Annotated in this window: 17 protein-coding genes; 1 reads left to right on the forward strand and 16 read right to left on the reverse strand. The window is 62.0% G+C overall.

Annotated features, from left to right (window positions below):
- Positions 1–406 precede the first annotated feature (406 nt).
- The 16 genes from LRA87_RS16725 to LRA87_RS16800 all read right to left on the reverse strand — a co-directional run bounded on the left by LRA87_RS16725 (position 407) and on the right by LRA87_RS16800 (position 17,105).
- Positions 407–1,387, reverse strand: a complete 981-nt coding sequence (locus tag LRA87_RS16725; protein ID WP_230781742.1) for a hypothetical protein — start codon at positions 1,385–1,387, stop codon at positions 407–409.
- A complete protein-coding gene (locus LRA87_RS16730; protein ID WP_230781743.1) occupies positions 1,380–2,057 on the reverse strand; it encodes a DUF6927 domain-containing protein in 678 nt (225 codons plus the stop codon). The genes LRA87_RS16725 and LRA87_RS16730 overlap by 8 nt, the downstream gene beginning before the upstream one ends.
- Positions 2,017–2,652 carry a hypothetical protein gene (locus tag LRA87_RS16735; protein ID WP_230781744.1) on the reverse strand — a complete coding sequence of 212 codons (636 nt, stop codon included), beginning with the start codon at positions 2,650–2,652 and terminating at the stop codon, positions 2,017–2,019. The genes LRA87_RS16730 and LRA87_RS16735 overlap by 41 nt, the downstream gene beginning before the upstream one ends.
- A gap of 73 nt (positions 2,653–2,725) precedes the next feature.
- On the reverse strand, positions 2,726–2,935 hold the full coding sequence (locus LRA87_RS16740; RefSeq protein ID WP_230781745.1) for a hypothetical protein: 210 nt from the start codon (positions 2,933–2,935) through the stop codon (positions 2,726–2,728).
- Positions 2,932–3,375, reverse strand: coding sequence for a hypothetical protein (locus tag LRA87_RS16745; RefSeq protein WP_230781746.1), 444 nt, complete (start codon positions 3,373–3,375; stop codon positions 2,932–2,934). Before LRA87_RS16745 ends, LRA87_RS16740 begins: the two co-directional genes overlap by 4 nt.
- Positions 3,305–3,904 (reverse strand): hypothetical protein, encoded by a 600-nt coding sequence (locus tag LRA87_RS16750; RefSeq protein WP_230781747.1) that lies wholly within the window; start codon positions 3,902–3,904, stop codon positions 3,305–3,307. Before LRA87_RS16750 ends, LRA87_RS16745 begins: the two co-directional genes overlap by 71 nt.
- On the reverse strand, positions 3,901–4,824 hold the full coding sequence (locus LRA87_RS16755; RefSeq protein WP_230781748.1) for an ArdC family protein: 924 nt from the start codon (positions 4,822–4,824) through the stop codon (positions 3,901–3,903). The genes LRA87_RS16750 and LRA87_RS16755 overlap by 4 nt, the downstream gene beginning before the upstream one ends.
- Before the next feature lie 139 nt (positions 4,825–4,963).
- Complete coding sequence (locus LRA87_RS16760; RefSeq protein WP_230781749.1) at positions 4,964–7,027, reverse strand: ParB/RepB/Spo0J family partition protein; 2,064 nt, start codon at positions 7,025–7,027, stop codon at positions 4,964–4,966.
- Positions 7,028–7,152: 125 nt separating this feature from the next.
- Positions 7,153–11,373 (reverse strand): strawberry notch-like NTP hydrolase domain-containing protein, encoded by a 4,221-nt coding sequence (locus tag LRA87_RS16765; protein WP_230781750.1) that lies wholly within the window; start codon positions 11,371–11,373, stop codon positions 7,153–7,155.
- A gap of 173 nt (positions 11,374–11,546) precedes the next feature.
- Positions 11,547–12,473: a replication initiator protein A gene (locus LRA87_RS16770; protein ID WP_230781751.1), complete on the reverse strand. Its 927-nt coding sequence runs from the start codon at positions 12,471–12,473 to the stop codon at positions 11,547–11,549.
- A 241-nt stretch (positions 12,474–12,714) separates the two neighbouring features.
- Complete coding sequence (repC, locus tag LRA87_RS16775; protein ID WP_230781752.1) at positions 12,715–14,049, reverse strand: plasmid replication protein RepC; 1,335 nt, start codon at positions 14,047–14,049, stop codon at positions 12,715–12,717.
- A 684-nt stretch (positions 14,050–14,733) separates the two neighbouring features.
- Positions 14,734–15,204, reverse strand: coding sequence for a MarR family transcriptional regulator (locus LRA87_RS16780; RefSeq protein ID WP_230781753.1), 471 nt, complete (start codon positions 15,202–15,204; stop codon positions 14,734–14,736).
- On the reverse strand, positions 15,174–15,656 hold the full coding sequence (locus LRA87_RS16785) for a hypothetical protein (RefSeq protein WP_230781754.1): 483 nt from the start codon (positions 15,654–15,656) through the stop codon (positions 15,174–15,176). The genes LRA87_RS16780 and LRA87_RS16785 overlap by 31 nt, the downstream gene beginning before the upstream one ends.
- Before the next feature lie 25 nt (positions 15,657–15,681).
- Positions 15,682–16,047 (reverse strand): hypothetical protein, encoded by a 366-nt coding sequence (locus tag LRA87_RS16790; protein ID WP_230781755.1) that lies wholly within the window; start codon positions 16,045–16,047, stop codon positions 15,682–15,684.
- A gap of 27 nt (positions 16,048–16,074) precedes the next feature.
- Positions 16,075–16,566, reverse strand: coding sequence for an RNA polymerase subunit sigma-70 (locus LRA87_RS16795; protein ID WP_230781756.1), 492 nt, complete (start codon positions 16,564–16,566; stop codon positions 16,075–16,077).
- A gap of 227 nt (positions 16,567–16,793) precedes the next feature.
- Complete coding sequence (locus LRA87_RS16800; RefSeq protein WP_230781757.1) at positions 16,794–17,105, reverse strand: hypothetical protein; 312 nt, start codon at positions 17,103–17,105, stop codon at positions 16,794–16,796.
- A 1,421-nt stretch (positions 17,106–18,526) separates the two neighbouring features.
- Here LRA87_RS16800 and LRA87_RS16805 point away from each other — a divergent pair.
- Positions 18,527–22,786 carry an RHS repeat domain-containing protein gene (locus LRA87_RS16805; protein WP_230781758.1) on the forward strand — a complete coding sequence of 1,420 codons (4,260 nt, stop codon included), beginning with the start codon at positions 18,527–18,529 and terminating at the stop codon, positions 22,784–22,786.

Raw genomic sequence — 22,786 nt, forward strand, 5'->3', positions numbered from 1 at the left:
CGAGGCTCTTCCATCCGTCGATCGTATGCGACGCATCAACAAGCGGAGCGGCAGGCGCTGACGACATCTTCCGCCTCGACCGTGATTTCCGCACGGTAATGGGCAGGGTATTCGCTAAGGGGCCGGTGAAGGCCTTCAAAAGACCGGACTCCTGAAGGCTGGCGAAATGGGAGACCCAAGCGGTTCGGGTCATTCGTAGCGGGGACACTCGGCCGGAAAGGCGAGAAGAGGCCAGCCATGTGGACATGTGCCTCGAAGCGCCCAGCGGAGAGGACACTGCTGATCTCGCGCGCGTGATCGCCGACGTTCCAATCGCGATCGAGATGCGCCCGAACCTACAGCGCCATCGTCCATCCGTGGTCCTCGTGACCCTCGTGACCCTCGGCAAAGGTGACGCCACAGGCGGTCAGTGCCGGTTCGGTGCAGAGTTCGCCGGAATCTCAGTATGATGGTGATGGTCTTTGGCCAGCGCGTCGGACGCGCGATGAAAGTCGTCGAGCCAGCGCCCCATCGAGACGCGTTGCTCTGGGATAAGCGCGGCTTGCGCCGCCTGAAAATCAAGTAGCGCCAAGGGCGCGGTCTCGATGATGCGGTCGACTTCGGCGGGTGAGAGGAGGCCGCGTTCGCGGATGAACTCCGTGATGCTGCCGGGACGCGGTGTCGCACCGCGACGGCCAAGCACCGGCTTGCGCCACAGGCCCTCGACATTGCGAAGGCGAGGCTTGGCTCGCGCTTCCATCAATACGATGATGCGCAGCTCCTCGGTTGAAAGCTCGAGCACCTCATCGGGCTTGATGCTGCCACAGAAATAGCAGCTCGATTTGGGCGGGACGGGGAGTCCGGCGCGCGCGATGCGCGCCTCGCAGTCGGCGCGCGCCCACTCCCATTCCCGCAAGGGGTAGCGGTAGGCATAGCGAGGATCCTCGCACCCAACCGCGTGATGGTAACGCTGCGTGTCGCGTCCGGAGGCGTCGTAGCCGATCAGCTTTACCACGCGCCCGCCTGCGTCCCAGCAGCGGCGCGCGGGTTCCCATTTGGCGGTCCAGGCATCTTGCGGGGCCGCCTTCCATTTCTGGCTGCACGACCCGCCACCAAATACCACGGAGGGCAGGGTGGCGTTGGTCAGCATGTTCTCGGCGATGCCCGCATAGGGCGGCCAGTGTTTAAAGTTGCGGGGCTGATAGCGGACGATCTCGGATGGGATGCCGCGTTCCGACATCCAGGCCCGGAACACGGGGATGAACGCATAAGTCGCCGATTTTTCGGCGCCGGGATCGGCGAAGAGAACCATGTCGACGGGCTCGCCGCGTTCGGCGAGCTCGACGATCATGGCGGTGGAGTCGACGCCGGCCCCCCAGGCCGCGATGACGGGCGGGCGATCAACCATTGGTCGTATCCCGGACGATGATCGCCGCATGAACGATGCGGTAGGCGCGCTTGCGAAACGCCGGGATGCGGCAGATCGCGCGGCTTTCCGGGTCGCGGAACAGCGGCGTCTTGCCCTTGGGGTTGGCAACCACCTCGAAGCGGCTGCGGTCGCTGCCGTCGCTGAAGCGCATGGGCTCATCGAAGATGATGATCTGCCCAGGCTTCGGGGTCGGCTTGGCCCGGTCGAGCTTCTTCGCGAGCAGGTTGGCGCGGCACCGCGCGCGCCAGGCCAAGGCATATTTGCTGTCCGTAGCGGTCAGCTCGTCGAGGATCGCGGCCGGGCACTCGCTCTCGTTCGGCCCGACCGTTTCATCCATGTCCTTATAGCCGAAGGTGCATCCGTCGCGCGCGCCGGTGCTGGTCTTGGTGAGGCAGACGATGCCGAACACGATCCGTTCGGCGTCGTCGGCGAGGCGCTCGCAAGCGGCGTAATAGGTTGATCCGACCATGGCTGACGCGAGAACTGTCAGCCGATGCGTGTCACGCTGGTAGGTGAACTGGTTGTCGAGATAGGAGCGCGCGGAGGCGTGGCCGCCCATATCGCGCATGAAGAGCCAACCCATGATAAGTCTCCGATGACGTGAGGGATCAGGCGGCAGTGGCGAGGCGCGGAGCGCCCACGTCGCCAACCGTCGCGGTGAGCCGGCGCTGGAACGTGGCTGCATCCAGCAGCTCGGCGATCGGCGCGCGTTGAACGGGGCCAGCGTGTTCGCCGCCCCGGCAGCGGTTGAAGGTGATCTCGCTGTCGGGGAGGAAGCTGTGCGGCCGCACCCGGATCGAGAGGTCGGCGTGGCGCAGCTCGGTCGTGCCATCGTCCGCGATACCCCCCATGTTGCTATCGATACGGACGTCATGGGCCTCGAGGCCGATCGTCTCGGCGAGCGAAGCGAGCGCGAGGCGTGCCTGCCGATGGAAGGTCCGTTTTGCCGTAGCGTCGCCGGCGACGCTGTTGCCGGCGATGGCGAGCAGCGCGGATTCGGCGATGACGGTGCCCCGATCTTCCGCACAGCGCAGGCGCAGTTCGTTAGTGCTGGGCGCACCAAATCCGGCGACGGATGCCAGGTTGCGGATCAGCAGCAGGATCGACGCATCACGGTCGATCGGCTTGCCGGCACGCCGACAGTCGTCAACGCCCGCGTTCAGGGCATGGAGCGCAGCGGGCAGGGTGCCCAGCGCGTCAGGGGAGAGCGCTTCGTTGTGGCGGTAATGGGTGTCGTAGAGCATGACCGAACCTCCTGAACGCACACGCGCGCTCATAAGGCCGAAGGCTCCCTCTCCTCCGTGGACGGTGCCTTGGTCAGAGCATCCCTCCTACAGGGTCGGCCGAGCGGGAGGCCGCGTCATAGCCGGACTGCCAAGCCGTGCGGAGCTTGCTTCCTCGGCGGTAATGGCAACGGTCGTTGCCCATGACAAAGCAGCGCCATCCTGATTTCTCGGCTTCCCACAGCGGGTCTTCTCGCGTGGGACCGAGCAGGTCCATGAGTTCGACGCGCGTCGCGGCGTTCATGGCGGGCCTGCATGGTCGCCGAAGGCGCCGGCAGGGAGCGTCCAGCGATCCGCCAGGATCGTGAGACGCCAGACCGGATCATCGGCTTGCGCCAATTCGTCGGGATGGAGCGTCGCAGCCGGAAACGCCGTGCCACGGTCAGCGAGCTGCGTGACGGTGAGCGAGCGATGGATCGTCTTCCCGCTCGCGGCTTCGCGAGCCGCGAGCCGTCGGAAGGCGGCAGGGAAGACGAGGCGGAGCGTCGCCCATTGGTCAGGCGAGCCGAAGATGCAGGCTCGGCAGGACAGGCGGCCCCAACCCAGAACGTAGGCCGGGTGGGGACGGATCCGCGCTTGCGCGATCGCGTCCCAGATCAGGCGCTCGGTCCAGTCATGGGCCGGGCGCCAATGATCGACCGCACGCGCGAGGGTAGATGTGCGATGCGGCTCGAGCCGTCGCATAGCGCGCACGCGAGGGACTTTCTTCGGCGCGCTCGCCGGTGATGACGAGCGTGCGACCGTCAAGGAAGCGCGGCTGATTGCGGATCGCGGCCGCGAGGTCGCCGATCTTCAGCGCGGGGCTGCACCAGCGCGCGCGAAGATCGGGAGACGTCTGGGGAAAGAGCCCGCGCGTGCCGGCAGGGCCGTTGCCTCCGGCCCGGCCGACGCCGGTCGGCGTTTCGAACAGGACGGGTGCGGTCGGCGCGTCGTCGCGCGCCAGTTCGCGGGCGAAGCCGCCCTCGCGCCACGAGACGTAGAGCGCGACGCCAAAATGGTCAGCGATCGCGCGGACATAGGCGGGGGTGCACGGCCATTCCATGAAGGTCGGGCCGTGGCCATCGACATCATGGTGATGCAGCTCGATCGAGTGTGCCGGCACCCCGAGGCTGAGGAGGTGGAGCAGGGCGGCAAGGCTGTCCTTGCCGCCACTGAATGCCACGATGAAGCGCCGGTAGGCGCCGAGGTCGGGGAGGGCGGCCGGAGCGGTCATGCTGCTTCACGGATCTGTTCCTCGGGTTCGGCCGAGGCGTCGAGGCCGGTTGCGCGGAGTAGATAGCCGGCTGCCGCTTCTGCCTTCGCCGCGGCGGTCATGATTGCGCGGCTATCCTTGCGCAGCACCTTCAACCACGAGCCGATGTAGGCGGCATGGTCGTCCATATGCGACGTCGGCAGACCGAGATCGGCACCGAGCAGCGCTGAGGTCATCTCGGCGCAAAGTTCTTCGAACGCGTAGGCGTCGTCGCCGAAGCGCTTGCCGAATGTGCGATCGAGCCGGTCGGGATGGCCGGTCCAGTGGCCAGCCTCATGGGCGAGCGTCGCCGCGAAGTAGGCGCGGGTCGAGAATAGCTCGACGGGCGGCATGGTGATGCTATCGGCGGTGCGGTCGTAGAACGCGCGATCGTCGCGCATCTGGACGGTTGCCGGTAGCGCATCGAGGAAGCGCTGCGCGCGCTCGGGCAGCGCATCGGCCGGGGGCACGATGCTGACAGGGCTCGGGTAGAAGTCAGGAGACAGCCCGTCGATCTGGTCGCAATTGAACACGGCGTAGGAGCGCAGCACGCGCCGCATCTCGTCGGTCGTGTCGCCGGTGACGACGGATTCGACGCTTTTGCTGTAGGATCTGTAGAAGATCGCGATCTGCGACCGTTCGCCCTCGCGGACCTGGCCGCCAAGGGCCTGCGCCTGTTTGTACGTCATCCAAGTGCGCGAGTTGTAGCCCGCGCCCTCAGCACACAGCCACAGCCAGAAGCAGTTGATGCCCTTGTAGGGGTCGCCGGTCGCGCGCAGCGGACGGCCGCCAAGGCCGGGGCGCCACGGCTTGACCCAGGGACGTACCCCGGATTCGAGCTTGTCGATGATCGTGTTGGTGATGATGTCGGCAGGCGAGGGCTTGTCGGTGGTCTGTGCCACGATCGTTCTCCTGATTGAATTGATGCAAACCCGCTTGAGCATCCTCCCCTCTGGAAGGGCTGTGCCGGGTCACAAAAAGAGGGGCGACACTTGCGCGAAGAGTGCCGCCCCCAGGTGCCTCGAAATGTGCAAGCCGGCGTCACGCCGCTTGGCTGAAATCATCCTCTCCCTCGTGATCGATCACTGCATCGTCACCGGTGTCGAGGTCGGTATCCTCGTCCTCGTCCGGATCAGTGCCGGTCTCGTCTTCGGCGAAGCTCGAGCGCAGCAGCGTGCGTGCCGCCTTCTCTTGTCCCTCGAAGCGCATGGCTTCCGGCAACCAGGCGGTCGCCTTTTCGCGGATCTCGGCTTCGACGATGCCCTGGCCGTTACACAGCGAGGCACAGGTGCCGGCAAGGTCGCCCTTCTTGGCGTCCTTGTAGCGGCCGCGCAGGATCGGGCCGCCAATCTCCTCGAGCGCGTCGAGCATGACGGTCTTCTTGACCCGGCCGAAGAAGTTCTCGGCCGTCGGGCGCCACCAATTCTCGACCTGGATGTCGAGGAGGCGACCAAGATGGTCGTGGAAGCCGTTGCTCCGATAGCCCTCGGCAACGTTGAGCGTCGGTTCGAGAGTTCGTGCTATCGAGTATGCAACCCACGCGCCCCGGGCTTCGTCGTCGAGCGCGCGGAAGGCGTCGAAGCGGGCGGTCATGGTCGGCAGACCCGCCCAGCTCGTGTCGAGCTTCTGGCGCTGATCGTCGATCGTCTGCGACGCCAGCGATCCCTCGTCGCGGAAGGCGAAGATTGGGAAGCCCGCGGCGCTCGACTTCAGGGTCGAGTGGTTGGGGATGTGGGCCTGCTCGAACACCACGTTCTGCGCCATCAGGAAGATGGTCAGGTCGAGTGCGAGTCCCGGGTCGCTGGCGACATGGGCGGCGAGGATCTGGCGGCGCTGCGTCGCCAGTTCGTCGATCAGCGTGGCGCTGAGTTTCGGACCTTGCTCGCCGTCCCCGGCATCGCCGTCCCCGGCTGCGCCGCCCGACTCCTTGGGCGGGGCGTTTGGATCGACGACCGGCTTTTCGCTGAAAAGGCGGGTGTGGACGCGGGGTTCGCCATCGCCCCCGATATAGACGAACGTCCCGATCTGGCTTTTAAGGGCCGGATCGATCTCGTGACGGGCGTCCTCGATGGTTTCCAGCTCGCGCTCGATCGCCTCGATACGCGCGTTCGCCGCCTCGGCCTCGGCGCTGCCGTCGGGCAGTTCCCGCTCGAGCTGGTCGATCAGCGCGTCGTTCTCGGCCGACAGAACCTCGACACGCGCGGTCTCGTCCTCGGTGAGGGCGCGGGCGGGAGCGTGATACTCGTGAAGCTGGCGCTCGAGGTCGTAGGGAACGTGCGTCGCCGCGATCGGCGTGACGAACGCGAGGCCTTGGTCTCGCGCCAGTTCGGCCGCTGCGGCTTCGAGCTTCGAGGCGGCAAGCGTACCGATCAGGTCGACGTCGATCCAGTTCTCATCGCCCTCCGTGGCGAACAGGTCGCCCTCGATGCGACCGCCTGCGGCAACATAGGCTTCGCGACCGACGAAGCGGGCCTTGGCGTCGTTCGCCTTGACGGTGCCGTTGAGGATGGCGCGACGGATGTTGTCGGGGTTGTCGCCATAGTAGGACGTCTTCATCTGGGCGAATACGCGCGTCTGGCGATCGACGTCGGTGGTGACGGCGTAAGCCTGCGCAACGCCGAGCGTGATCTCGCCGGCTGCGAGCGCCTCGAAGACAGGCGGGGCCAGCTCGGCAAGGCGCACGCGCTGCTCGACGAAGCGGGTGGTCACGCCCTGACGCTTGGCGACGTCCTCGGCGGTCATGCCCTTCTGGATCAGGAAGTTGAAAGCGGTACACTCGTCGGCCGGATTCATCGGCACGCGCTGGAAGTTCTCGGCGAGGCTTGCCTCGATCGCGTTGTCGTCATCGCTCAGCACGAGCACCGGGACGGCGTGGTAGGCGGGGAGGGTGCCCTGCTCGATCAGACGTTGGAGGGCGCGCAGGCGCCGACCGCCCGCCTTTACCGTGAACGTGCCCGCCTTCTTGAGCGGGGTGACGACGAGGTTCTGCAACAGCCCCTGGGCTGCGATGTTCGCGGCGAGGGTGTCGATCCCTGCGTCACGGTTGGATTTGCGCACATTGTCCTTCGACAGCGTCAGGTTCTTGACCTTCACGGACTGGATCATCGGTCGTCTCCGTTTGGAAATGGCGCGCCGCGTCCCGCGGTCACGCGAGCCTGGTCCTCCAAGCTCACAAAGCCGAAGGCTCCCTCCCCTCCCTTTGATGACCCAGGAAGAGAGCCTCGATCGTGTCAGGCGGTGATACGGTCGATCACGGTCGCGGCAGTCGCGACGGGAATGAACATCCGTGTCTTGTGCTGGATGATCTCGGTGAAGCACCCGGCTGCCTTCAGTTCGGGCAATCGCGTGTGCGGCCAGTCGAGCAGCTCAAGGCGCTGCTGGCCTGCGACCAGGCTGCGCTTCAGCCTGTACGCACCGAGCGCGGTGATCTCGGCGGTGCCTAGGACGTGCTTGGCGGTTTCGGCCCCTGACACCGTGATGGTGGCGGCGATGCCGAAGGCGTCCGCAAGCTTGGTCACAAGCGGGGCGGGAACGATGCGGCCGAGGAAGGACTGGCCGTCATCGGTGTTGAGACGCCAGACCTGGACGTGATCGTCGGGCAGGCGATCCCAGACCGGCAAGAGCAGGCCGGTAACGAGGTAGAGCGTGTTGGTGTGGGTCTTGCCCGACATCTCCTCGACTTCGGCCTGCCACAGCGCGGAAAACTCCGCTTCGCTCGCCTCCTCCCACATCGTCTCGAGGAGAAGATCCTGTCGCATCCGCTCGGTACGCGTCGGGCGGACCAGCTCGTAGCGGCGCACGATCTCGCCATCGTCGTCGGTCAGCGAGTAGGTGCTGCACCGTATGGCGGCCTTGCCAGACTTGCAGTTGACGATGGGACGGGCGTCGTCGCCGATGATCCGCATGGCGGACGCGAGCGCGAGCGGCTTGTAGCGTTCATCGGTTTCCAACCGGAGGATCTCGGTCTCGGCGCCGCTGGTCTGGTCGCGCCGAATGACGGTGCGATCGAGGATCGTGATGCGCTCGGCGTTGATGCTCTCGACGCCAAGATCGAGCGTGCCCGCCTCCTTGGCCGCCTCGATCCGGGCCTCGATCAGCCCGAGATATTCGTCGAAGATCGCGTTCTGCATGGCGATGCGCAGCGCGAGGATGCGATTGAGCCAGCGCTGGATCGGGGGCATCTCCTCCTTGAGCCCGCCACCTTCGCCCTCCAGCTCGAGGCCGGTCAGTTTCTGAAACTCGTCCAGCGTGGTGGAGCGCAGCTTGCCATTGGCGAGCAGGCGAAACCACTGTTCGAGCGACTCCTTGGCATAGTCGCTTTCGAGGTTGTCGCGCGGGTCGAACAGGCCCTGACCGCCGGTCTGGCGCTGGCCGCGGGTGAGCGCGCCCAGGCTGTCGAGCCGGCGCGCGATCGTCGAGATGAAGCGACGCTCGCCCCGGCAGTCGGTCGATACCGGCCGGAACAGTGGTGCGGTCGCCTGGTGGGTTCGGTGCGTGCGTCCGAGCCCTTGGATGGCGGCGTCAGCACGCCAGCCCGGCTCGAGGAGGTAGTGATTGCGGCGCGACTGGTTTTCGCACGTCAGGCTCGCATGATAGCTGCGCCCGGTGCCGCCAGCGTCGGAGAAGATCAGGATCTTCTTCTGCCCCCGCATGAAGGCGTCGGTCTCGGCGAGATTGGTGCGGGGCGAGCGGCTTTCGACGCGCTGGCGACCGTGCGCGTCCATGATGACGCGCCGGCTACGCCCCGTCACCTCGGCAACCGCGTCGGTGCCGAAATGCCCGATAATGTGATCAAGCGCGGAGCCGACGACGGGCAGCGCGCAGAGCTGCTCGAGGAGGTTGTCGCGCATCTCTAGCGCCTCCCGGCTGAACACGGGGCGACCCTCCCCGTCCGACATCGGTTCGGAGCGGGTCTTGCCGGTCTCGTCGACGAAGGTCTTCATCTGGCGAACCGGGAAGGCGGCTGTGAGGTACGACATGAGAAACTCCCTCGGCGAAAGTTCGATGTCGAGATTGGCGCGTTCCTCGACGGTCAGCGCGGCCAGTGCCCGGTTGAGCATCGCCTCGGACGTCGAGACGAGCTGGATCACGACGCTCTCGCCGCGGGCGAGATCGGCGCGGATCGCGGGAACGAGCGAGGGCAGCTTCATGCCGATCAGGAGTTGGCAGAAGAACCGCTGCTTAGTGGATTCGAAGATCGACAGTGCGGCCGCCTTGGCGCCGCTGTTATAGGTGTCATTCGAGAAGCTGTCCGTCACACGGGTCGCGTCCAGGGCAGCGCGCAGGTTGCTGTGGATGATCGCCCACGCATCGGCATAGGCGTCGTACACCTCGATCTGGTCGACGGTCAGCTTGTGTTCGAGGATGTCGTACTCGACGCCGGCGAAGCTCAACGCACGCGAGACGTAGAGGCCCTGCATTTTCAGGTCGCGCGCGATCAGCTCCAGCGCGGCGATCCCGCCACGGCGCAGGGAGTCGACGAAGGTCCGGCGATCGGCGAACGCCGTGCCCGGACCCCACAGCCCGAGCCGCGTGGCATAGGCCAGATTGTTGACGTCGGATGCGCCGGTCGCGGACACGTAGAGGACGCGAGCGCGCGGGAGGAGGTTCTGGAGCCGGACGCCGGCGATGCCCTGGTCGGAGCCTTGCTTGGTGCCGAAGCTGCCTTCGCCACCTGCGACACCGGCCATCTCGTGCGCCTCGTCGAACACGATCATGCCGTCATAGTCGTCGCCGACCCATTCGAGGATCTGCTGGAGCCGGGTGCCCTTGTCACCGCGATTGGAGCGCAGCGTCGCATAAGTGAGGAACAGCACGCCTTCGGCCGCGCCTACGGGCGAGCCGAGCTTCCACTGGTTGAGATGCTGGATGTCGAGCGCGAGACCGCCGACAGCGGTCCAGTCGCGACGCGCATCTTCTAGCAGGGTCTCGGTCTTGGAGACCCAGATGTGCTTGCGGCGTCCGCGCAGCCACTGGTCGAGGATGATCGCGGCGATCTGGCGGCCCTTGCCGGCGCCGGTGCCGTCGCCGAGGAAGAAGCCGGTTCGGTACGGACGGCCATCCTCGGACGGTGCGATCGACAGACCTTCCTCAACCGGATTAAACAGGCCGGGTAGGTCACGCTCAAACGCGTCGCCGGCATAGATCAGTGTCTCGAGCTGGGCGTCGGAGAGTGTCTTCGCGTCGACGACAGCTTGGGGCAGGGTCGGGACATAGATTGGCCGCGGCGCTGTGATCGAGCCCATGGCAATCGATTCCACCAGCGCGGTTGGATGCGCCGATGCGCAGCCGATCGCGATGCGGCTCGGCCGGTAGGGCAGGTACACACCGACAGACTCGCCGGTCGGAAGTGGTTCGGCGAACACGGTGTAATCGATCAGGGTCGCGGACTGCGACCGCCCGGCATTTGCGGGTGGTGCGCTCAGGCGCGGTTTGCTCGCCAAGGCGCCAAGAAGCGAGCTGCGCCCGCTGGGGCGGATGAGAAGCGAGGCCGTGCGCGGGACGGGCGCGGACACAGGCGAAGAGGCCTTTACGGCGATCGCCGCGAGCGCATCGGCAAGCGTCGCGCAGGGGATCAGCTCGGCGGGGGTGCCGGTCGCCTTTTCCAGCACCATGATCTTCACAGGTTGGCTGGTGCCATGCTTCGCATAGGCATTCGCCGGCAATTCGAGGTGCAGGGTCAGCGTGCAACCCTCGGTCGCCTTCGCCCAGGCGCGGCTTGAGGTATCGACGCGGTCGGGCAGGATGGCGGCGCAGCGGCCTCCGGTGGCGAGACGCATCAAGGCGGCGCGAAGATGCCGGAACGCTGCCAGTGGGTCGGCGTGGCGACCGATACTGCGCGAGAAGGGAGGATTGATAAGAACGGCCGTAGGCCGAATGCTCGGAGCCAGCAGGTCGTGAATCAGCTCGGCGTCGTGCCGCGTAACCGTAACCCCGGGGAAGGCGGCGCCGAGTATCTCGGCACGAGCCGGATCGATCTCGTTCAGGACTAGGCGAGCACCGGCGCGTGAGGCGAACGCAGCGAGGAGACCAGTGCCGGCAGATGGCTCGAGCACCAGGTCCGTGGGGGCGATGCGCGCAGCGAGCGCCGCGAGGTACGCAATCGGCGCCGGTGTCGAGAATTGCTGAAGCTCGATCTGATCTTCGCTGCGAACAGTGTGGGTCGGCAGATTGGCGACCAGTTCGGTAAGCACAGCGACACAAGCGCCGGGATCGGCGGGAAGGTCTGCTTTTGCGAGGTACATGACCTCAGCGAGTTCGAGCATGTCGTAGGCGTCGCGGAGCGACCAGCGACCATCTGCAGACGAAGCGCCATAGGCTTGCTCCATGACCCACAGCAGCGTGTCGCGCTGGAGCGATCCATTCCTGGCAATGGCGTCGGCGACGGCCTTGGCGGCGGTGATTGACGGTTCGGTGAAATCGAGTTCGAGAGCTGCGGCTGAGGTGCGCATCGAGGGCTTCCTTCTTGTCGCCCGGTGCTCATCACCGGATCAACAAGCCAAAGGCTCCCTCTCCTCTGCACGCCTAGTGCCCGACGAAGCATCGCTACCGCGAAGAAATCTTCCAAAGCCAATCGGGACGCATCTGCCGCAGATAGTTGCGCAGAACGTTAGGCATATAAATATCAGGCGGCCAACGCGGCTCGACCTCCTGTCAAACGATCCTTGGGCTTCATCACGACGACCGTCTCGGGCTTCCCGACCCGTCGGCCTAGTTTATCCCGCGCAGGAACTTCCGGAACAACTTCCCGCACTTCGATTGAGTAGCTGGGCATTTTATTCTCGGCTGCGATCTTCTTCAGCTGACTTTTCAACGTGCGGAGCGGCGACGTTGAGCCGATCTTCGCACCCAGCATTTCCAGAGGCATTTCATATTCTTCATCACGACAATAGCAGTGCGCCAATTCATAAAGACGTCGTTCAATCGAGCCGAGACGAAAATAGTCGTTATGGTAGTCATAGATTCGGCTGTCACGCGAGACCGCGCGGACGAGCCAGTCACAGAGCTGGACGCGCACCGGCATGAGTTGATCGACGCCGCTCGCCGTTTCGCGAGTGGTCGCCTGCGCTTCCGCGAACCAGGAGAAGAAGCCCTTCGTCCCCACGGTGCCGGTTTTGATGTTCGTCCGAATCTGCGTGCCCTGCAAGCGACCGAGCGCTTCGATGAAGCGATCGTAATCACGCTTCGATGGGCGTCCGACTCCGGTGGCCCGGAAGAAGTCGTGTGCATTGAAGGTGAAGACGTTCTGTACTTCACCCCCGGTTCGACCAATATGCTGCACCATCAACGACAGGACGTAGATCAGGACTTCTTTATCCCACATCGTCGCGATACCGCTCGAACTGGGCTTGATCTCGATTTTGACGCCGTCCATCTCGTAGGTCATCGCCTCCATCTGAGGCCGCTTCGCTAACGAGAAGAGTGGAAAGTCCATGATACTCTGCTCGCCACGGACTTTGCCATGCAGCGGGCTGTCGAGATAGTCGAACAGCTTACCCTGGGTGAGAGCGACTTCTCGCGAATCCATCGTCGGGGCTCCCACCAGCTTCACTTAGCAAAGCCGCTTATAGCGGATCGACCGCAAACCTGCAGTCGGATAAGCGACCGCGTTATCGATAGCACGAGGATTTGGAGCGATTTAGCTAGTAAATCGGGGTGTGTTTCACATTTCGGTAGGTGCGGGCCACCGCAAACCCGGTCCGGACTCGTGCTATCGGTAACGCCGTGAAAGCCGTTCGAAGACCAGGTGTGCAGTACGAGCTCCAAGCCTCTGAAAGGATGACGAGATCCCGTCATCGTAGTCCGGCTCCCCGGGAAACCATCCGCGACATCAGGCTCCCGATCGGCGTCGCATCGGTCCCATCGGACATCCCCCGCATCGCGACCGCGCGGCTCGTGTCCTTGAGGCCGTGGAGCGTCCGCCCAAGGTTCAATTCGCCCTTGTCAGCTTTGCTGCTCATTCCGCGAAGATACGCGCCGGGCCGCTGAACCTCGCCGCGCCGGTATTTCTGGATGGTGGCGATGACGGAGGCAGCCGCACCTCGCTGGCCCATGATGCGACAGGCTTCCTTAAACGCGTGATTGCTGACCCCCGACTGGCCCGCAAGCCGCTCCGCGATGGCGACCATCTCGCCCCACGATCGATCGCGGTAGGGTAGACCGGAACAGAGCTCCGGCGCGATGGACATCATGAATTCCGGATCGACACCGTGTTTCTCCAGATCGTCGTCGACTGCAGTTTGAGGTTGAGAGGGGAGGGCGTTCCCATTTCCACTACTCCTTTCCGCCAAGCCGCTACGGGTATCTGCTTTAGCAGATTGGAGTTCGCTTGTAGTTGTAGAGTGGATGTCATCAGATCCATCCCAGCATGAACTATCATCCTGATCGCTACCGGTATTGGGAACGGCAATCTTAGCCGTAACAGCCCCGGCAAGACGACGCGCACGCTCTTCGATCTGCTCCACGCAGGCCGTCAGAAGGCCAGCATCGCGGACGCAACGCATCTGGTCGGTGGCCATCAACGCCAACGCGAGATCGTCACCCGCCTTCAAATCATGAAGATCGGCGTCGAATGCCGTTTGGGCCAGAGCCCTGATATTCCTGCGGGCAGCAGCAAGACGCTTGCGGAGTACTGTAAGTGCAGCGTCCTCTGCGGCTCCCTTGGCCGCACGCACAGCAAATTCTTGAAGCCTGGTGCCGATCGGAGCGAGGACGATGCCGTAGGCCCATGTGATGAAGCCATCGGCCCCGCGGCGTCCACCACGATGACCGTTCGGACTATCCCGAAAGCTGATCAGGCCGAAGGCCTGTGCCTGATTCAAGAGCTTCTGAACCTGTCGGACGGTTACGCCCAGCTTTTGCGCGAGCAGGTCGTTCGACGGCCAAACGACGGGGATTTGTCCACCCTGCCAGTCCTGCGGCTTCGTCCAGGCAAACAGGAGATCGATGACGGAGACCACGCGCAGGGGGACGCCCATATAAGGAGCCGCGCGTTTGAGCGCCGCAAGCGCGTTGGAAGGTGCCATTCCGGTCTCGAGCCCGCAGAATTCATCGACAAGCTTCGTTGCCTTGGCGGCATGCTCGTCAAACCGGCGAAGTCCCCGGCCAGGGCTTTGGGCAGCAGCCATTGTTCGTTCTCCCTGGGAGGGGAGCCCGTGCAGACAAAGCAACACCGTGGCGCCACGGTCGGCGCGTGGGGGTAGCAATATGAAAGGGAGCCAGCTAAGTGAGGGTTCTCACATCCGCCCTAGCAGGCGTCCCGAAAAGCCCGGCTTATTGTCGGGTTTTCATATCCGCACAGCGTCCCCTTGATCGTTGTGGCGCCCGCCCGGGTGGACGGCGGCGGTCAGCGTTGAGCCGATCCACAGCATCGATTGTTAAGCATCACCGGCGGGTCGGTCGTGCGCGTTGAATCGTGCTATCGGTAACGAAGCGGGCGTTATTCACGTGCTATCGGTAACGAAGCGTCGATCTTCGCTCGTGCTATCGATAACGCCGTGCCACCGAGACACGTGCTATCGATAACGCCGTCGCGCTCTCGCTCGTGCTTTCGGTAACGGCGTGAGAATCGGGCGATTCGGCAGCTTCAGGTGACATGTAGCGCAGAAGAAGAGCGTCCTCCTCAGCGCCGCGCCGCGCCACGCCGGGTAGGCGTGGCGGGGAATGGCAGTTGAGTCGGCGAGGAATTGCAAGTTCAGGCTCGAAATTGGCTGACGCCGTCTGTCCAAGCGGTAGATCGAACGGGACTTTTCTGGGCGTTCGATATGTCACTCGTGACAAAAAAAACGGAGTCTAGAGCCCCATAGAAATCGTCAGCCCAATCTCCGATCCTGTATTCGGAACTCGGCGATCTGAAGATCGAGCCACCGCTCCGAAGCAGCAAGAAGGGGAGTAAGCGTGCCGACGATCAGGCGGCGTCCGTCATCGGGATCCGTTTGTCTGACTATGTATCCAAGCGCCTCGAGATGCTCGATATGGCGCAGGGCAGTGGTCGTCGAGCCTCCGCTTAGCTTACATAGCTGGGACACAGCGATGCGACGGTGTTCACACGTAGCCACGTACAGCTCCAAGATCATGTCCCAGCTCGGATCGTAGAAGCGAATCCCGCTAAAGTGGCTCTTCCGTCGACGCCGGCCGGCTAACACTGCCCTGGCTTCTGCAAGCCTGCGGCCGGAAGGCTCTCTCGCGTCCAGCGGCATTGATAGCAAAGTGTCCTCGATCGCCTTGCGTGGAAGCCGGATGACGACGTCGATCAGGTCGTCTCCTTCAGGTGCTGCACCCATAATCGTCTTGATCCATTTCGAAGGTAGGGCTCGGCGTCGCGGGGTAGCCGGAATGTGCCGAGCGCAAGGGCTCCGAGCGCGAGGTAGGCGTATAACCCGAGCCCTGTATGGTAGGCAAAGAGCGGCACCCGTGGCAGCAGGGCGCCGAAGACGCTCATGAAGAGGTTTGCGACCGCAAAACCTGCCGCCCAGATCGGCCAGAAGCGGATCGTCGTTACGCTCAGCCAGAAGAAGCCAGCGGCGACTGCCACATCAATGACCAGGATCGATACCTCACCCGGAGCCCAGCCTTCTTTCGCCGCGATCAATCGAATAGCGGTAGTCGTGGCGACCCCCCCCATGTTGATGAGCGCGCCCAATCGTTCAGGCTTTCCCCCTCGGAGGGCGGCAAAGAGTAGCACCCCGACCATGACGACGTTGAAGATGACCGCGAGAATTATCTCGGCGCTCATAGGATTTCTCCCGGCCCGCCCGCCGTTACCCTTGCGGTGACATAACCTCGGCAATATACGGAGACTCGATCTCCTCGCTCGAAGCAGATGAAGGCTTTGGCAAATTCTCGCCCCAGTTCGTCTCCGTCAGGCCCAGTTGGCGTCCGACCTTCTCGACAAACAGATGCGCTCGCATTGCCATCTGATCCTGACCATCGACAAGGGCCGACAGCGCCGCGACCGTCGCCTTCACTGTGCTCTGGGTCATCGCGGCGGATAGGCTGTGAGCCTCCGTCGCCTCCAGCGTGGTCAGCAGAAATTGCGCCGTATCGCGTGTGGCTAGATTGATTGATCGTTCCGCTCTGCGCAGTTCGTCCGCGATGATCCGGCTTGTGTTCGAAAGTGACTGCATAAGGCCTCCTTGGGCACTGAGCGCCCATCACAGTGGTTTCAGCCCGAGCACGAGGAGCAGCGTTACAATCGCCATGCCGGCCGCAGTCAGGCCCAAGGGAGTCACGATCGAGATGATCGCGGTCCAAAAGGCAACCTGCTTCCAGGTGAGCATATTCGCTGCCGCCCCAGCGGTCGGCAACGGGAGGGGAAGCGGGAAAGTTGGTGGCGCGGAAGGTAGGTCGTTTGCAGGGGGTAAAGGCTCTACCCCTCCGTCATAATCCGCCAAGAGCCGCGCGGCATCAAAACGGGTCGACACACCGAGAACATTGTTGGCCTTTAACAGCTGCTTATCGACCGCCCGGTGGCTGCTACCCGTAACCGCTGCGATCTCCTTCGAGTTGCGGTTCTGAAGCACAAGGCGGAGATAAGACAGCTGACGATCGGTCAGGAGGGCAATGCGGTCCGATGCGCTACCATCTGAAGTAGCAATTGCGGGCGTCTGTTCGACATGGCGTGATGCCGGTTCATTGGTCAGCATGCTCTCGATATCACCCGAAACTAGGACTGATTCGGCTCCATATAACGGATAACTGCGGACGGGACCCTCGATGACGCACATCACGCACGAGTTCTGGCGTCGCGCAAACACACCACACTCGTCGCGTTCGGACGGCCGCGCCGCGTGACCGGATGCTCACTCTCAAGGCAGGCCGAACTCAAACGCACCTCAGCGATCGGCTACGAAAGCGACTTCGCAGGATAGTCCTAGTGAACGGACGGGAATTCGCTGACGGTCGTTGTAATCTCGTGCAAACGAGACGCCCAAAATGAAAGGATCTGCCCCTCGGCAGGACGATCTTCGGCCGTATGGGCGGCGAATTCGGACAGGGTGCGGGCGAGTTCGGTGCCCGTAATTACGCGTTCGCGTTCCAATATCGTGGCCAGAAGTGCCAGCCAGTCGCCATGTGCCTGAACCAGCGCTTCAATCTGAAGGTTAGCCGAACCGCTGCCGGACGAACCCTGTGGAGGGCTTTGGCGCCAGCATATCCTCGTAAACAAGCTTTTGATCAAGGACATGGCGCGCGTTCCATCAATCGCCCGTAGCCGGGACGGTTGAACACGCGGGAACACTGGTAACCGCGCCCCACGTATTCCCCGCACCGACGAACGGTAGCAAGGTCTTGTATTTCGCGGGCCGCCCGACGGAAGTCGGGGACCCAGCATTCGACCGCACTTGCGGGCCAAGGATGGTGTTCAAGCCATGCCCAAGCCACACCGCTATGGCACAAGGCGCAGATGAAAACACGCTGTCATTGTAGAGCCGAGCACACCGGAGGCCGGCGTGGCGCTCATTGCCGAATTGAAATCCTGCATGGCGGACGGGGCGTGCACGCCGCTCGATAATAGAAAGGGAGATTGCTCCCGCTGATCAACGTGTCGGTCGCCATGCTCAACCCGCACCTCCGTACACGTGTAAGAGAGCTCGTTTCATGCAGAGCAAGGAATTCTTACGGACCGACCCAAGAAAGAGCGATGGCCGCCCAAGGGCGGCCACAGGATTGGCTGCCCGGAGAACCGAGACAGCGCTTAGCGTTCCTGTGACGGCAGATCTTGTGGAACGTTCAATATGTCAAAGTCATGTTTGTTCGTGGACCTTTCCGCCGACTGATTGACCGGCCTCAATGTCCTCATCGATCCTGCCGAGGGCAAGGACGACCCCTTGATTCGAAGGCGTCGAGTGGGCGTCAAGCACCGGGGAATCGGCAGCGCAGCCGCATCCAGATCAGTTTCGGCCGCCAGGAGGACTGGCGTTGCGTCGTTACCCACCATGACCACTTCCCTACGATCTTCGTCTCCGCCGTCACCCCGGGCGGGCGTCATCATCTTGGATATGATCGATAATCTTAACTTCAAGCAATCAATACCACGTCAAAACAACCAGTTAAGACTGCATGAGAAAGAACTTCGTCGTTCTGCTGTGTTGGACAGATGGCTAATGTGGTGCTTACCAAGCTGCATGGTAAAATAAAATCAGCAGTCGCGATAAATATGTCGAGAATCGACTTGCTAATTTATTTGCCGAGGAGCAGCATCAGAATAACAGCTGTGGAACGGCTGACCGGAGAATATTATGGACACATTGTCTAGAGCAATGGTGATTATGCTCCTTGCGTCATCTTCTGAATTCGCGCTTGCCTCCGAGACAGCAACGTATACGTACGATGCCAAAGGTCGGCTCGTGAAAGTCGTGAAGTTAGGATCGGTAAATAACGGAGTTACTACCGATTACAACCATGACAAGGCAGACAATCGCATCAACGTAAAGGTCAGCGGTTCGCCGAATACGGCTCCGCCACAGTAGCGGCATCAACACCTTTCTCGGACTGACGAAGCGACAGTCCTATCGGCTGATACTTTGCGCCCGGCCGCGTGATTAAGCGCAGGAAACTCTGCGACTGCTGAATATTCGGTACCGGCATCTTATCGGGAGGCAATCGATGTTGATTGAAAGAAAGCGCCGTGGTCTTCGGCGGTCCATTCTCTGCATTTCGACCATATTGGCGGGGAGCGCGACATTTCCGGCATTTGCCCAATCGAATAGCGATCTGCCTCCAGCTACTCCGGTGGTAGACGTTAACAGCGTTGATGTGGCGTCTGGGCGATATATCAATCGATCGAAAGGCATCGCATTCGGCGATGTAAGCTTCAGCAATGTCTGGAACGGCACTGTAGAGGAAACAACATTTACTAATTTGGTTCGTACAAATACCTTCAATGCATTTGTCTTCATAGATGGTAATTCTTACCGGTTTGTAAATTATGGCCAATCTGGTGGAGACATCACTTACACTCCACTCGTTCCGGACGGGTCGACGCTGACGAGGTTTGCCGATGGCCAGGTGAAGTACACGAATACGGACGGTACTCGATACGAGTTCACCCCGGTGCTCGCCGGAACTAGGGGCATGACGCAAAGTGGGTCTGCTGCCGACGGATCGACCGCGCGATTGGAGAAGATAGTTCGCGCAAATGGCCAGTCTCAGGTCGCTCATTATAGAGTCGCCGTTCTTGAGCAGAACTGTACCGGCGGGGGACGCTTCGGACTGGATAATCCCAATTGTCAACGAACTACCTACCAGCGGGTGCAATCGTTCACGACAAATACGGGAGCTATGCTGAAGGCTATCTATGCCTCGAATAGCCCCGGTTCCGAATTCAACAAGCTGGTCGGGGTGAAAGCGATTAATCTTGGCGAGGATTATTGTGATCCGAACGCCGACAGCTGCTCCAACCTGACCAAGGGTTGGCCCGAATTGCAGGTGATGCAGTCCACCGACGCAAACGGCGTGGTTCACAAAATCTTCCAATCGCCAAATTCCAGTTACCAGGCGACGGTCACCGGCGCAGGCGTATCGAGTATCAACCTGGACGGAGCCGGTAATCCCAATATTCAGATCGGCAAGTACCCCGACAATCGGGTCCACACGCTCACGATCAATGGCAAGACGTCCGCTTACACGTATGCCTTGTCAGGAGCGAACGAGGCGGTCACCGTTACCAATGCCGACGGTAAATCGACGACTTACAACATCGCTCACACCGGCGACAACGTTACCCGCCTAGATTCCAAGACCAATGGCCTCGGTAACACAACAACCTATGCCTATGATTCGTCTGGCCGACTTTATCGAACTGCCTATCCCGAAGGCAATGCGACCACGCTGTCCTTCGATCCTGTTGGCCGAGTAGTCGAGACACGATCCTCGGCCAAACCCGGCAGTGGCGCTGCGGATGTCGTCACAAACGCGGGCTATGTCACCAACTGCACGGTCGAAAGTCTGAAATATTGTCTGAAACCACTTTGGACCGGTGATGCGCGCGGCAATCGTACCGACTACACCTACAGCGCCGATCATGCCGAAGCCACAAAGGTCGAACTCCCGGCACCATCTGGCGGGCAGGCGCGGCCAACGATCGACTATGGCTACACAGCCCTCTACGCGAAGATCAAGGACACGAGCGGCAATCTGGTCAACGCGGACTCGCCCGTTTGGAAGCTGACATCGGTACGTCAATGTGGTGTTGCGGCAACATGTTATGGCTCATCAGCGGAGACGCTGACCGAAATTCAGTATGCCGTCGCCGCCGGCGGCATTAACCTGCTGCCCACCCAAGTCACCGTGCGTGCTGGTGATAATTCGGTCTCCTCGACGCAGACCTATGGTTACGATGCCTTCGACAACGTCGTATCGGTCGATGGACCGTTGCCCGGTAGTGACGACACACGCCATTTCCAATGGAATTCTGACAGGCGGTTGACCGGTAGCATCGACGTGGATCCGGACGGTGGCGGGCCTCTGCCACGGCGGGCGGCGCGCTACACCTACACGGTGGGCAAGCTGACGCAGACGGAGTCGGGCACAGTGACCTCGACGGGGGTGAATGCCTTCGACAGCTTCGTGGTCGCGCAGACGAAGGCGACGGATTACGACGCCTGGGATTATCTGGTGAAGGATACCGTAAGCGCTGGCGGCGTCATACGGGCGGTGACGCAATACGACTATGACGATCTCGGCCGGCCCGAATGCGTCGCAGTACGCATGAACCCCAGCGCGTTCAGCTGGCTGCCAGGCTCGGCCTGCGATCTCGGCACTTCGGCGAGTTTCGGCCCCGATCGGATTACGCGCCAGCAATATGATGCGGCGGACCAGCCAACGATTGTCGAGCGCGGTTACAAGACTGCCGATGTGTCGACGGAAACGACGGCCTATACGCCCAACGGCGCAACTTCGAGCGTAACGGATGGCGAGAACAATCGTACAGCGTACGAATATGACGGGTTCGATCGGCTAACCGTGACGCGGTACCCGGTAGCGCAAAAGGGGGCCGGCGCGGCTTCGGGCGGCGATTACGAGCAACTGGCCTATGACGCGGCAGACAATGTCACCAGCCGGCGCCTGCGCGACGGACAGGTTCTGAGCTACGGCTATGACAATCTTGGGCGCCGGGTGTATGACGACAACCCGAACAGCAATGTCGCGGAGGTGGACGTCAGCTACACCTATGACCTGCTTGGTCGCCTGACCCGGGCGCAGGACCAGAACGGCTGGTACAACGCTTTCGGCTATGACGCGTTGGGACGGACGGTGTCGCAGTCGAGCAACCTGTCGTCGAACGCTCTGCAATATGATGCCGCCGGGCGGATGACGCGCGAGACATGGGGCGACGGGTTCTTCGTCACCTATGACTATCTCAACACCGGTGCGATGACGGCGGTACGCGAGAACGGCGGCTTTGCGCTGGCGAGTTTCGGCTATGATACGCTGGGACGACGGACGAGCCTGACACGCGGCAACGGTACGACGACGAGCTACCATCACGACGGCGCGCTGGCGCTCGACCAACTGACGCAGGATCTCGCCGGCGGCAGCGCCGATGTCAGCTATGGCTTCAGTTACAATCCGGCGGGGCAGATCGCAACGCGCAGCGTATCAAACGACGGTTACGTTTTCACCGGTCACTACAACGTCGATCGACCCTATACCGCTAACGGGCTCAACCAGTATACCCAGTCCGGTCCGGTGATCCCGACCTATGACGCCCGTGGTAATGTGACCTCGGCGGGCAACGGTTCGAGCTTCGGCTACAACACGCGCAATGCACTGACCTGGGGGAATGGCCAGTTCTTCTATCATAACCCGATGGGGCTGCTGACGATCAAGCCTGGAAGCAACCTCGACTATGTCGGTACGCGGGCAGTGTCGGAGATCAACGGCGGCATCCAGCGGCGCTATGTTTACGGCCCGGGCGATAACGAGCCATTGGTCTGGTACGAAGGTGCGAGTACGAACGACCGTCGTTATCTCCATGCGGACGAGCGCGGTTCCATAGTCTCACTGAGCGATAACGCGGGCAACGCGATTCGGATCAACACCTACGACGAGTACGGCATCCCCGGCACCAACAATCTCGGTCTGTTCCAGTACACCGGGCAGAAGTGGCTGCCCGAGATCGGCATGTACGACTACAAGGCGCGGGTGTACTCACCGACGCTCGGCCGCTTCATGCAGACCGATCCGATTGGATACGCGGATGGCGTGAACTGGTATAACTATGTCGGCAGTGACCCGATCAACAAGGTTGATCCAACTGGATTAAGACAGTTCTGTTTTATTATTCCATTTACTTGGTCTTTCGCTGACTATATTATACCTGACAGTAGGCGATCATGCGTCGAAATACCGGATTACCAATCTCCATTTGCAAATAACGGTGGTTTTACCGGGGGATGGGGCTTGGGAACAGGGGGCGGATCCAACTTTTCGTCACAACCGAGAACACGGACGCCGCAGAATGGACAGCCTCATAACTATACGATCAATCGTGATGTTCAGTGTTCGGCAGGAAGCGCTTTCAACAAGTTGAAAGCACCTGGAATGAGTGCACCAGGATCGCCCGCGGCCAGGAATGGCTTCACGCCAAGGATAACTCTCACAGGTAACAATCCAATATCGCAGAGCGTTGATCCGGGACGGATGACGATCACTAATACGACCCTTCCGACACACCAGTTTTATCCAGGGTCAGTAGTTATGCAGGTGGCTCCCTTGGAGTCTGGGTGGTCTAGAATTACGATAACAGGAACAGGGTCGGGGAATGATCCATTCTTGAATGATGTAGTAGGGCTGGCATATTTTGGCTCAGTTGCGAACGCTGTGCAAGAACTGTGCAGCCCCGTCGCATCCAGCTTGAGGTAG

The sequence above is a fragment of the Sphingomonas sp. Leaf37 genome (assembly GCF_920939475.1).
GTDB lineage: Bacteria > Pseudomonadota > Alphaproteobacteria > Sphingomonadales > Sphingomonadaceae > Sphingomonas.